Origin of the sequence: Flavobacterium sp. HSC-32F16 (genome assembly GCF_024171645.1) — a bacterium.
Taxonomy (GTDB): domain Bacteria; phylum Bacteroidota; class Bacteroidia; order Flavobacteriales; family Flavobacteriaceae; genus Flavobacterium.
Genome location: NZ_JALKAC010000001.1, coordinates 662,873 through 676,320 on the forward strand (window position 1 = coordinate 662,873; position 13,448 = coordinate 676,320).

The window sequence follows — 13,448 nt, forward strand, 5'->3', positions numbered from 1 at the left end:
AGTGTTGTTTGAGTTTCTTTCAACTAAAAAATTATCTTTTTTTCCTCACTTTATAGAGTTTTAAACAGTGCAGATAAAACTTTATATTTTGATTATCAACTTCTGTCGGACTAAATTCATAGTCTTTCTTCAGCGTGAAAAATTTTATTGTGTTGATAGTATTTGACATTAGTTTCTTTATGTCTCTTCGTGTAAGTTCCAGTGCAGCAGTTCCATCACAATTTACCTTGAAGGTATTTTTGAGGATATACATTCCTCCATCTTTAAAATAGAGTTCCAATGGTTGTTCTTGTTTCACACAAACATTATCTGTGAAAATTTTAAAATATAAATAAATACTGCCTCTTCTTTTTCCTAACTGAAAAACAGCATATTCGTAGTCTTCATTATATACACGAAGTAAAATTGGTGCCGCACTTGCAAATAACTTTCCTGAAAGCAATAAATCATTTTGCGTTATAGGGCAGCTTAAAGTATCAATTTGATTTACTTTTTGTGCTTTAATCGAATTTGAAATTGAAAACAAACCGACTAAAAGTAAAATTTTAAGTACGTTCATGAATTTGAATTATTTGGTTTGATCATTCAAAAGATCAATGTTTTGTTTAAAAAAGGAAACACATAAAGCGTGTTTCCTTTTTTTGAATTTACTGTACAATTATTTTTGTTCGTAATCTGTATCCCATTCTGTTCCGTCATCACCTTTGTGACCATCCATTTTAATAAGGAAGTTTTTAGCAGGGAAATAAGGTTTCATATGGATATCCATATAAATTCTGTCTTTTTGAATTGGATCTTGTTCAAATCTGCGGATTTCAAAATTCTCAATTAATTTATCCGGACCAGTGATTCCGTCAAGGAAAGCAACGATCTGATTCATAATTTCTTTACGTGTTTTTGCAGTAAAGTTTTCGAAAGCACGACGATTAAGGAAATCCATTAATACTTTAGTTACATAATCAAAAACACGAACTACAGAATACGTTTGTAATCCTAAATTATCTCCGCTGAATAATGTTTTAGCAGAAAAAGCCATTACTTTTCCGTATTCATTTACCATTGGAACCAATCCTAAGTTTTCAAGATTAGCGATTTCGCTTTTCTTAAGATCAAATTTCACTCCGTCAACTTCATTAATTCCTCCAAATTTCTTACCTGCGGTAACCTGAGACATTAATGTTTTATAAATTTTTCCAGCTAATGCTGCAGAAGGCGCTACGTGTAAATCTTCGTTTTCTCCAATTTGATCAAATCTGCCGCGGCCAACAAGCCAGTTACAAGTCATTATTACGTTAGAACGGTAAACATCTCCTCCAGTTAAAGAAGCAGCATCAAACATTTCCATTACATCATCCGGTTCGTCAAGATGTTCGAAATCTGTAACTAACATTACTTTATTTTCATGTGCAATTTTTGCCCATTTTTCAATCACTTTATTTGATCCTAAATATCCTGGAATCACCAAAATACCGTAGTTGTTTTTAAGATCTAAACGATCGTAATTGTCTACTAATTCTGAGTGAATAGCATCAATAAAACGAGTATTATCAAGATCTTTTAACTGATCTAATTCTGCGTTTACAATCGTAACATTTTTTACTTTATCCGTTTCCGTATTCTTAAAGAATAAAGCCAATGTTCTGTAAGCAGCCTCAATCTCTCTTGTATCTTCAACAGCTTTAGCAAGGTTTTTTTGTAACAAAGCTTCAGATTCTTTGCATTTGTCTTCGCTTTGCGCCACCATATCAGTTAAAGCTTCATTATTGCTTAAAACTGAAGTCCAAAGTTCTAAAGTCTTTAAAAGTGTTTCTCTTTCTTTAGCTTTATTTACTTCACCTAAAAAGATTTTTCTTCTTGCTTTTCTCTCTGGGTTAAGATTCTGAACGCCTTCAATTGCCATTTCTAATAAATCAAAACCGCCGTATTTAGCTAGTTTTTCAACATTTTTTTCAATTGAAATTCCTTTTACTGCTTTAGGCTCTAATACTGCTGTATCCAGATCTCCTTTATATGCTTCTTTATTTGACATATCTAAAAATATTTTAATTTCTTATTTGTTCTCTTTTAACTCATTGATCAATGCTCCAAGGCTTTCCAATAAAGCTTGTTTCGCTTCTCCGTCTTCTAAAGCGGCTTTTAAAATCTTATTTGATTTTAACTGGCGGATAATTTTTTGATACTGATCTTTTTCTGTCTCAAGATCAGATAAAAAACTGCTTTGTGTAGTGATTCCTTTTATACCAAAATCTCCTAAATTTTTAAAGTTTAAAGGCTCAACTTTAGTTGCACCGTCAGCCGTTTCAAAATTTACTTTTACTTCTGGTTTAAAGTGTTCGAATGCTTTTTCAATGCTTGTAATCCCTTCTACCAATTCTGGTTTTACGGGAGCATCCACTGTTAATTTTTGAGCAACAAGTGTTCTGTTCTGAGGGATTGCAGTGATCGCTTCATCTGCATCAATTTTTACTTCATTACCTCCAATTCCATAGTTTGACAACATAATTTCAAATTTTTAAATGATTAGTTTATTAATTTCTTTATTTCTATTTATTGATTTTGATAAATCTGGCGACATACATCCAGATCCCTGCTTACTTTCTCTAATTCTTCTTTGTACGTCTTAGCCGATTGGTTCAAACTGTCTATTAAATGCGAATTGTGCGTAAGACTTCTAATTTGTTTTTTATAATCAATGATGTTTTTGTAGGCCAGAATAACATTGTTATATAATTTTTTGTTCTCAGTAGTGTCTTTGGGTACTTTCTGATAAATATTAGCAATCATAACATTCGCCAGACGCTGCTGAAAATCATTATCTACTTTTGGTGAATTGATTGAATCAACTGTCATTCTAATACTGTCAATTTTTACGGAGAAATTAGTTTGATAATCGTATTCTCTTTTCATCATTTCATTTTCTGCTTTAAGCATTTTATTTTCTGCCACAGGCATGTAAAAATTGAACGAAACTGCAATCAGCATGACACAAAAAGTCAGGGTAAAAGCAATCAAAAAGGCGATAAAAGCTTTCTGGCGTTCTTGTTTATTTAATACTTCCATAATTTATATTACTATTTTATTTTATTTTTTTAGTCTTTTATAAAGAAACCATGACGTTTTGGGTTCTGAATGATATCATTTTTCTCTGTTTCTGCAACAAACAATTCGATGTTTTCTTTCTTCTTACCAATATAATCCAGCTTGTTTAGTGTTTCGAATAATTTCTCTATTCTGGTTAAAGCATTCATTACAAGTGAAGCAGTTTTATCTATATGTACATGATCGTAACCAGCATTTATAAGAGTCGTAAACATGATTTCTAAGTCACCTTGAGAGATATCACACCATTCGGCAAAATAATTTAGCAGCTCTTCTTTACCTGCTCCAGATTTTGAATCGATAAAATTCTTCATCACTCTGGCAAACGCTACGACTGTACTTAACATTGAAGCCGGATGCTGATGCAGTGAAAACCAGCGAAACTGTGTTAAACAACTTCCTAAATAATATCCTGTATTATCTGCCAATTGCATTACAGTTTGAGGTAAAACTCCTGCCTGTTGTCCTCTGTTTATTTTTTGAGAAATCTGAACCGAGTAAATCTCAATCTGACCAAACGAACGTGCAATTTGCGCCTGCATATCAACTAATTTTGGATGACATGATACCGTTACTGATGGCGGAATATAATCCTCATCCAAAATTGTAGTATCTCCAATAAGAACCTTACCAATGGCTAGATAAAAACCACCATATCCAATTCCTGAGCGGAATTCTTCGGCTTTAATTAAATGAAGTTTATAATCCGGCTGTGTATACGGATATCTTGGCGGCACCTCATCAGGATCCGGTTCGCCAAATGGAATTCTCTTTTTAGAATTAACCGATATACAAGCTAATAGAACCAATTGTTCGCCTTCTTTTATTTCATAAGTATCTTCCGGATACGGAACCTGAAGGTCTAATGTGTCCGTATTACTTTTACTGATTTCGATTCTCGATCCGTTTGGTGTTATGGCGTGGCATTCTTCTACACGAACGCGAAGCAGCTTGTGATTATCAATTCCTAAAGTGATTTTTGTGGCCTCTTTATTTTGGTTTCCAGAATCCAGCAGACCATAACTTATAGGCGTGGTATGAATACCAATTGCATCATTTACCAACTCAGAAACGTTGTCCTGAATAGATAAAAAATGACTCTTATTTATCTTCATCCCATCAATCCAGTTTACGGGAAAATGACTTAATTTTTCTATCATAATTCTATATTTTTTTATTTTGAAATGAGATTGCTATTGTTTCTCTTTTTTGTATTGGTTATATTTTAAGTTATTACTATTGCATTTTATATTATTATAACAAGCTTTTTCGGGTTAAATAACAACAATTACGCGCACTGAGCCAGATTTTGAGCTTTCATCATGGACTAATTTTTAATTTAAAAATAGAGACGTTTTATAGCTATCATTTTATTGTATTTAGTAACAAAAATCAAACATGATAAGTTTACATGAATTTTGTTTCCACTTTATCCATTTTGTAACATCTTTGTATTCTTCAACATAATCACAAGATGTTTTTTTAACTGACTTGACTTTCATAGAGTCTCCTTTAATCTTCAAAGCTTCATAATAATACCTTTGTTCCTCTTTTGAACTGTTCGCAACATTTGAAGTAAGATGAATAAAAGCAGTTTTAATATATGCTTCCCATGAATGGAATTTATATTTACAGTCTTTCTTACTAACTAATCTTTTTTCGCTATTTATATAAATAATTAAAAAATCACTATCAGTTTCAGGTTGCTCAGCATCGAAACAAAATATTTTATATTCTGTATTTGGAATTATTTCTCTAGCAATAACTTTTTTTGGCAATTTAATATCAAAAGTTTCCTCTGTATTATTTTTCAATTTTACGCTGCCATATAAGGTCTCATCTAAATTTAAAATCTCAAGATCTTTATCAATTGATAATTGAACTACACCAACACCTCTTAACTTATTTTCAGTATAAAATTTAATTCCTCCATATTCTGTAGTCATCATATTCAATGAATCCATTAAACAGGAATTATTACTTAATTTCTCTTTATCATTATCTACAATTGGTCTATTAGAGTAATTTCTTTTTTCAACATTATTATGATTTGTTGGTTTTTTATCATTACAAGAAATCAATATTATTACCATTAAGAAATTAAATATTACTTTCTTCATTATAAATTTCATTATTTTTTATACTCTTAATTAAATTAATTTTTCCACTATTTTTATCAATCCTATATTGATTCCAAGAATTAAAATTAATACCTTCTTCATCTTCATTAATATCTAACAACCATAAATCAAAATCAGAGTTTATATAAAAAAAACGCGTTATTACAACTAATGCTTCTGAATAATTCTCATTTTTATAAATAATAATTTTGTCAGCTTTTTTATTATTTTTATAAATTGACAGACTAATATGAGTACAAATAGTAGCATCTGAATTATCTGCTTTTTCTCTTTTTAGCTGTAAACTAATATCTCCAATATTTTTCTTCTCAATAGTATTAAAATCCCACTCATTAAATTGATCATAATCAAATTTAATTTTCGATAGATTTTTTCTTATATATGCTATATCTGTACTATTCTTTATCTGGCTAATAAAATTATCTTGTGAAATTATTTTATCCCCAAATGATACAAACTTAATGTCTTTAATACTTAAAGTATCTTTTGTCTTGTTTACTGCCTTCACAACTATTACTTCCTTTTTACAAGAAACCAGTAATAGAATTATCAAAGAAAAAAATATTCTTTTCATCTTCTTTATCTTTTATTAATTCCCTCAGCTAACAAAAGTCTATAACTTTTGCTAACCGGGGCTTTCCTTTTCAATATGTCAAGGAGCATCTTAGAATTATTAACTAAAGTGCTAAAGATCGCACTTCATCATAACCACATGTTTATCTGCAAACTTTTCAATACTTTCTTGCAGAAACCCGCATTCGACAAACTCTCTATTTTTACTCTTATTGTTGTAAAAGCCATACCAATAAAAATGAATTGTTTTATCATTAATAAATTTTAAACAAGTAATAGGTTTATCATTTATAAAACTTTTCCAATCCAATTTTATTCCGAACTCTCCTAAATCTTCAGGTTTCTCTTTAAGTTTATATGTTATACTTTTTTCAGATTTATTCTGTTCAATTTGACCATATCAATATAGATTTGATTAAACATTATTTCTAGAGAAACATTCTTACCATCAATCTGCATACTAGCATTTCCATTCTCACAATTTACTTTCCAATTAGTTACAGTTTTTTCGTTTTTCACTAAATCTTTTTCTTCTGAGCAATCATAACACTCGTCATCACAAGGCAATTCTTTTACGGTTTTTATCGTACTAACAAAAACACTATCAATGTATAGATCATTATTAATTTTCCAAAACTTTTGCTTTTTATCTAGAGGCTGGATTTTCAATATACTATCAGAGTTTTCAGGTTTTTCTGAATTATATTTATAAATCAATTTATAAGTAATTTCATTTTCTAATACTTCTTTAGAAGATATATTAAGTGTATAATATTCTTGGCCTAAATTGTGAAAAATACTGTCTTTATAGATTTTAAATTTTTCAACATTTGCTCCACATGGCTTAAATAAAACTCTTCCAGAATCTGTTTCTATAACTTTAAACAAAGTATGTCCACTAAAATCGATTTTAGAGTAATTATCTACTGTTTGACTTTTTTCAATATTTTCTGTTCTATTTACACAACTTACTATCATGATTAATATTAAAACAAGAAACGTTTTATTTAAACTTTCCATTCTAATTTATTTATTAACTTCTTAAATTCCCTCAGCTAACAAAAGCAAAAAACTTTTGCTGGCTGGGCTTTTCTTTTCAATATGTCAAGGAGCTTATTATTTTTATATTATAGATTTATTTGACAACTTCAATTAATCCATCATCTTTTATCTTAAACATTTCTGACTTTAAGATTTTAAAGTTATCTCCTTTTTTTGTTTTAGTATTTAAAGTAAAAACATAATCTTTCTCAACTTCAAATTCAGTAAATTCAGAAACTGTATTTGGCTTATCACCTTCTTTAGCAAAACCAACATCCTTCTTTGTAATTATTTTATCATTTTTAAGTGTTACTAAAGTGTATCTAAAATCGTCAAAATTAAAATCCGCTATAATAAAAACTTTAACGTCTTTAATATCTGGTAATCTTAGATAATCTCTAGTTTTTAAATCAGATATATTACAATCTAATTCATTCCAAACATTATTACCGTTTATTAAAGAAGTAGTAATTGGTAGATTTGTAATTTTAGTATTAGAGAAACAATCATTTTTATTAGGAGAACTTCCTTTTTTAAAAAAAACTAAATAATCATCATAAACAATTACTAAGGAATTGTCAATTATTATTAACTCATCCCATGGAATTTCACAAGCCTTTTCAGGATATAATGATTGATAAACTGTAATCTCATTTCCTAGCTTAAAACCATTTTTTAAGAATATTGATTCATATAATTTTGCAGTTTTTGCATTTTCATAATAACGAATTGGAGTTTTTACACTTTTATAGAATTCGAAAGTGCATATATTTCCAACAGTTACATTCTTCTCTCCAATGTCAATTTTTAAATTTTTAAATTTATTTATTACCTCATCTTTTGTTTCTTTTTGAGTTTCAGAAATTGAATTCTCAGAGATTTTGTAAAAGGTCCAAGCATTGATATTTTTATCATTGTTATTAGAAATTTCTTCTTTATTTTCTTCTACAGTTTTATTGGAAGAATCTTTTGTGTATTCAGTACTTGGATAATCAAATAAATTTTTATCTGTATTTAAATTTTCCTTACAGTTTGCAAAAAGCAAAGACAAAAGGGTTATCCCTAAAATTCTTTTCATAATTTGTTCTAATTAATGTTTTGAATCGAATATGTCATTTAAAAATATGTTGTTTTCAATATTATTTTTCTTCTTTTTCGGATCAGAAGAATTAAAAAATATGATAATAACGATCGAAATAATATTTATTACTTTCATCATTGTTTCATTTTTAATTTCCCTAAGCTAACAAAAGTCTAAAACTCTTGCTAGCTGGGGCTTTTCTTTTCAATATGTCAAGGAACCTAATGTTCATTTTAAAAAACTCTCAACCTTTTATTGTATAATTATTTCTTATCGATTATTGAACCTATATCGTCAATAATATAAGACTTAAAAAACACTTTCTTTTCAGTTGTATTTTTCCTTTTATATAAACTGATTATATAATCTTTTGAAATATTAAACTGGGTAATAGATTCTCCATCCATTAATCCAATTTCTAAAGAAGAAATTACTTTATTATCACTAACAACTACTAAATCATACGACTCTATATCTGAATCAGTATTACATAAAATCATAGGCTGGTAATCTTTAATTTTGGGAAGATACATATAATCACTTGGGTGAAAATTATTACCAAAAACCTTAGCGATTGCATTATCTTCTTTAAAAAAGTATTTTGGATAATTATTATCACATTTAATGCTATCATATGGATTTACACACGCCTTATAATATTCATCAAATTCTATTGGCAAAATAGAATATCGAATTTTTTCATTAGAAAGATCTTTTTTAACTTCTTTTTTTTCTATTTGGCATAAATTGAAAATATCATTTTGTGATAAGATATTTTTATCGAACTCTACTTCAATTGGATTATCTGGATCTGCACTTGTATTATATAGTTTACGATCATTAACATTTAATACCAACCAAGCAATTGTGCTTTCAACTATTTGTTTAACCTTTGGGTCTTCAGATACATTATTTTCTATATATACTTGAATAGTTACATTATCATCTTCAATTCTATCTATTTTAGTTAAGAAGTCATTTTGTCCTCTTAAATCTAATTTACTTGATTTAATAATTTGGTAAATAATATCCTCACATGTGTTTTTCGCATTCTCAATTGATGTATTACCGAACGAGTTATTTGACTTTTCTAATTTGGAATCTTTACAACTTATTAAAATCAGCGATATTATTATAAATATTTTTTTCATTGTGTTTGTGTATTATAAATTCCCTCAGCTAACAAAAGCATTCTGCTTTTGCTAGCCAGGGCTTTTCTTTTCAATATGTCAAGGAGCTCTTATATTTCAATTTTTAATATTCTATTTTACTTTAACAATAAAACCATCCTGTTTAATTTGATGTCTTTCTAAAATCTTTTTTGATCGTGAATTATAATTTACATCATAAACATCTATTGTTAAATCTTTATTAATTACAAAAGACTGATATGTTTCGTTATCAGGCATAGCATAACCAATCGCTTCTTTTGCAATTATTTTATTATTTTTTACATTAATTAAAGTTTGTGAATCAGAATCTCCATAAGTACAATACACGAATGAATCAAATGTTAATCCTCCATTATTAATTTGAAATATTTCATCAGCATTGTCTCCGTCTGAACTTTCTGAAATAATTTTCTTAATTTCTAAAAGCTTACTATCTTTTAATTTAGGATATGTCTTTAAATATTCTTCTTCATTCAAATTAGCAAGTTTATCTTTTTGTTCTAAATCAAAAGGCAGTTCGACTTTCTTAACTGATAAATTAGATTTATCCAATTTTAATTCTTTTTGAATATTGTCAATTTTATCAAAATTTTCAATTGCACTCTTTTCTTCCTTCTTTTTATCTGAACAACTTAAAAATACCGTCAAAAAAAGAATCACTATCAATAACCTCATACCTTATTTTTTTATTTTTTAAATTCCCTCAGCTAACAAAAGTCTACAACTTTTGCTAGCCAGGGCTTTTCTTTTCAATATGTAAAGGAGCATTTATGCAATTTATATTATTCCGCTTTTATCTTAGTTTTATATACATATCCTTTCTTTCCAGAATTTGTTTTTATCAGCCACCAATTTTCTGAATCATCTAATATTTCAACTCTTTCACCTGATTTAATTTTTTCAATTACAACTGATGTACTGCTTTTATCTTTTCTCAAATTAGTATAACCATCAGGATCTATAACCTTACCATAAGAAATTTCATTTTCTTCTGACATTAATAAATACTTTTTAGTATAACTTTCAATTAGAGGATACCCATAAAATTTTTGAGATTTAAATCTGTCTAACATCTTAGGATTTTGAATGTAAAAATTATTAAGTAAACTGTAACCTTTATTATCATTCAAATCCTTATCTTCATAATGCTGTAATTCAACTTCTATTAAAAAAGCGAGTGTGGCATCAATTAATGCGCTATCTATTTTCTCTTTAATTTTATTAGAATTACTATTCAGAAAATAAGCTAAATCAAAAATAAAATCAGGCTTTTTATTTACAATCTCTTGTAACAACTTTTTTCTAATCACATCTGATTTCGTCTTATTATTATACCATAAAAGATGCCATTTAAAACTTTCATTATAATTATCAATCTTCTTTATGTTTTTTACGAATGAATTATTTAAAAGATTGTTTTTTTCATAATTTAAATACACCACAATATCTTCAACTTTATCTACGTTTACTTTTGATATTGCAGGTAAATCATCATTAAATAAAACCTTATTGTAGTTTATAAAATCAATATTATAATCATTATTCAGCCCTTCTTTTAAAATATCTGCAAAAGCATCTCCAGCTCCATCAATTACACCTCTATCAACTTGATAAGTATCTATAAATCCTTCATTACTTAAAGCCGTGTATCCAAGGCCACTTTCTAAATAAACATCATTAAATTTTGCATTATCAATATCTACTCCGAAATATCCAATAAGCTTATTTTTAAACTCATCATGCTCAAGAAATTTATAATCATTGCTTTTTAACAAATCTCTCATTAATGGTAAATATTCGGCATACAACGTATCTTCATTTTTCTTTATTGATTGTATTCTTTTTTCTTTTGTCTGAGAATTGCAAGAGCTAAAGCTTACAATTGAGACAACTAAAATGGAAATCATTAAACTTCTCATAATTATTTTTTATAATTTTAATTCCCTCAGCTGACAAAAGCATAAAACTTTTGTCAGCTGGGGCTTTTCTTTTCAATATGTCAAGGAGCTTAAATATATTGATTCACTTAAAAACTTTTCTTCACATTTTTTTAAAACTATTGAATTTCATCATCGCTTTATAATTTTTCCATCCTTATTAATAATGAAATTTTGCAATTTAGAGGAAGTTCCTATTTGAGTTCTAACAATAAGATTATAATCTTTATCAATTGAAAAAGTAGTAGTCTCTTTGTTTTCTTCATCTTCGGGTTCATACCATTCTCCTTCTACATACAGATTGTCAATTACCGTATTGTTTTTTATTGTCAGCAAATAATATCTATAATCAAAATCTCCGCAATCTTGAGGTACTAAAACAACATTCACATCTTCTCTATTAGGTAATGAGATATATCTAAGTTTTTCAGAATTACAGTTATATCTTTCAATTCCGCTTATAGAATTACAATCGAGAAGACTATATTTCAATATTTTAGTATTTAAAAACGCATAAGGTAATTTTATTTTACTTTCTTTAAAACAGGTTTCAGAAGGCTTTATCTCTAAATTTTTATCCTTAATTAAATCAATACTAAATTTTTTAAAAGATTCTTGTGCATCGGGCAAAAGATTCTCTAAAATATTTTCATTTTTGCCTTCAGGCTGTATTTTTATTATAATATTTGAAGTATCATATTTAAAAATATAAACTTCATAATATGTGTCCGATATTTTTTCATCTAAATACATCTCTACCTTGAACTTAACTTTTATTGTAGGAGCTTCTGACTGAATACTCTCTGCTGTATAAGTCATAGCACATCCTGATCCACAACTTATAACAAGAGACTTATTTATGGTATTCTTTATTTCCTTTGTGTCAGATGGAATTTTAGAATTGTTAACCTCAAGAATATTCTTCAAATTCCTAGAATCTTGTTTTGAAGTATTCTCTCTGCATGCTATAATTAAGATCAATAAGACACCTAATACTAGATTTTTACTTATTTTCATTTTTTTATTGATTGATTAACTTCTATTTTTCATTTCTTTTACCTTAGAATTACAAAAACCAAAGTTTACAATAGCAACTAATAAAATTAGCATTTGTAGAATTCATGTTTTTTCATTTAATTCCCTCAGCTAACAAAAGGAAAAAACTCTTGCTAGCTGGGGCTTTTCTTTTCAATATGTCAAGGAGCTTAAATATATTTTTACTTATTTTTTTGGTTTTACTTGACTTAACTTAACCAGAAAATCTTCAGTAACATCTTTAAAATTAACCTCATTAAAATCTTTTTGAGTCCAAGTTTTTGATGGTATTTTTTTATCGTGATTGGCTTTATCAAAATAGGTTTCACCGTATTTATGGAGTACTATGTTGTTTCCAATTACTTTAAAAGTAATATAGGACGATATTTCAATATAATCTGAGCAAACTTGATTTTCAACTGTGAAATAGTTGTTTTTAAATACTATCGTACTAAATCCTTCTGTAGCACAATTAAAATTGTTCTTCGGTATAATATTATTGTTTTCATACCACGTTTTAAAAGTATTATCTGGCAAACCTTTTTTTATTTCCATTCGAAGTCCAAAATGAATTCTCTCAAACTCTCCTTTCTCTTCTTCATTTGTATAAAGTACAATTTTATCTTTTATTCCATCTTGATCTAAATCATAATCATAAAAATATGCAATGTTTCTATTCTCACTTAATTTCAGAACATTAGCAGAAGAAAATAATTTTGGAAATAGTTTTAAAAAATAATTATTATCATGATATGGAGGAAGCATATTTTCTCTTACTTGCTTTATTAAATTCCAACTATTATTAGTTTGATCTAAAAAATAAATGTTAGCAATGGTATTACCTTTAATGTTTACGCTCTCTAGTGAGCAAATACTATCCTTTATTATGTATTCTTTATTAATTTTGTACAAAAAAATATTATATAAATTATAGTTATTCTTTAAAATACTACTAACATATTTGTTTTCTGTCTTCAAGTCGTCATATTCATACGTGTATATTGTTTTATATTTATCTTTCCAGAAAGCTTTTAGAGTATCACTTTTAGGTATAAAATGCATTGTAAAATAACCTTCGTTTTCACAATCAAGATAATTTATAATTGGATGTTCTGACAAAGAAGAGCCGTCAATATTTAGTAGATAACCTATTAAATATTTTTTATCTGAAAAATTAATATTTTCATCATCAATATGTTTTTCACTTCCTTCTTTTGATTTTTCTATTATTTTAGTTTTGTTTTGTCCATTGCATGAATTTATAAACAAACTCAATATCAATATTTTTAATACTAATTCCATAATTTTTCATTTAATTCCCTCAGCTAACAAAAGCATTGCGCTTTTGCTAGCTAGGGCTTTTCTTTTC

Annotated in this window: 14 protein-coding genes; all 14 read right to left on the minus strand. The window is 27.7% G+C overall.

Translation table 11 applies throughout. The features are described from left to right. Window positions 1–31: 31 nt before the first annotated feature. The 14 genes from L1276_RS02950 to L1276_RS03015 all read right to left on the minus strand — a co-directional run bounded on the left by L1276_RS02950 (window position 32) and on the right by L1276_RS03015 (window position 13,381). Window positions 32–559, minus strand: coding sequence for a hypothetical protein (locus L1276_RS02950; protein ID WP_253785281.1), 528 nt, complete (start codon window positions 557–559; stop codon window positions 32–34). 99 nt (window positions 560–658) lie between these two features. After that, window positions 659–2,029 carry a DUF5458 family protein gene (locus tag L1276_RS02955; protein WP_253785282.1) on the minus strand — a complete coding sequence of 457 codons (1,371 nt, stop codon included), beginning with the start codon at window positions 2,027–2,029 and terminating at the stop codon, window positions 659–661. 21 nt (window positions 2,030–2,050) lie between these two features. Beyond that, window positions 2,051–2,500 (minus strand): hypothetical protein, encoded by a 450-nt coding sequence (locus tag L1276_RS02960; RefSeq protein WP_012025252.1) that lies wholly within the window; start codon window positions 2,498–2,500, stop codon window positions 2,051–2,053. 47 nt (window positions 2,501–2,547) lie between these two features. Beyond that, complete coding sequence (tssO, locus tag L1276_RS02965) at window positions 2,548–3,060, minus strand: type VI secretion system TssO (protein WP_253785284.1); 513 nt, start codon at window positions 3,058–3,060, stop codon at window positions 2,548–2,550. Window positions 3,061–3,089: 29 nt separating this feature from the next. Next, window positions 3,090–4,259, minus strand: coding sequence for a hypothetical protein (locus tag L1276_RS02970; RefSeq protein ID WP_253785286.1), 1,170 nt, complete (start codon window positions 4,257–4,259; stop codon window positions 3,090–3,092). A gap of 219 nt (window positions 4,260–4,478) precedes the next feature. Further along, window positions 4,479–5,219 (minus strand): hypothetical protein, encoded by a 741-nt coding sequence (locus L1276_RS02975; protein ID WP_253785288.1) that lies wholly within the window; start codon window positions 5,217–5,219, stop codon window positions 4,479–4,481. Continuing rightward, a complete protein-coding gene (locus L1276_RS02980; RefSeq protein ID WP_253785290.1) occupies window positions 5,200–5,814 on the minus strand; it encodes a hypothetical protein in 615 nt (204 codons plus the stop codon). Before L1276_RS02980 ends, L1276_RS02975 begins: the two co-directional genes overlap by 20 nt. A gap of 359 nt (window positions 5,815–6,173) precedes the next feature. After that, a complete protein-coding gene (locus tag L1276_RS02985; RefSeq protein WP_253785292.1) occupies window positions 6,174–6,833 on the minus strand; it encodes a hypothetical protein in 660 nt (219 codons plus the stop codon). Between the two features lie 115 nt (window positions 6,834–6,948). Continuing rightward, a complete protein-coding gene (locus tag L1276_RS02990; RefSeq protein WP_253785294.1) occupies window positions 6,949–7,932 on the minus strand; it encodes a hypothetical protein in 984 nt (327 codons plus the stop codon). Between the two features lie 266 nt (window positions 7,933–8,198). Then, window positions 8,199–9,086, minus strand: a complete 888-nt coding sequence (locus tag L1276_RS02995) for a hypothetical protein (RefSeq protein ID WP_253785295.1) — start codon at window positions 9,084–9,086, stop codon at window positions 8,199–8,201. A gap of 111 nt (window positions 9,087–9,197) precedes the next feature. Continuing rightward, entirely contained in the window at window positions 9,198–9,782 is a 585-nt protein-coding gene (locus L1276_RS03000) for a hypothetical protein (RefSeq protein WP_253785296.1), read from the minus strand. 107 nt (window positions 9,783–9,889) lie between these two features. Then, on the minus strand, window positions 9,890–11,026 hold the full coding sequence (locus L1276_RS03005) for an SH3 domain-containing protein (protein WP_253785298.1): 1,137 nt from the start codon (window positions 11,024–11,026) through the stop codon (window positions 9,890–9,892). A gap of 150 nt (window positions 11,027–11,176) precedes the next feature. Then, the gene (locus L1276_RS03010; protein WP_253785300.1) at window positions 11,177–12,061 is read right to left on the minus strand and encodes a hypothetical protein; all 885 of its coding nucleotides are present in this window, start codon (window positions 12,059–12,061) and stop codon (window positions 11,177–11,179) included. Between the two features lie 204 nt (window positions 12,062–12,265). After that, complete coding sequence (locus L1276_RS03015; RefSeq protein WP_253785302.1) at window positions 12,266–13,381, minus strand: hypothetical protein; 1,116 nt, start codon at window positions 13,379–13,381, stop codon at window positions 12,266–12,268. Window positions 13,382–13,448: the final 67 nt, after the last annotated feature.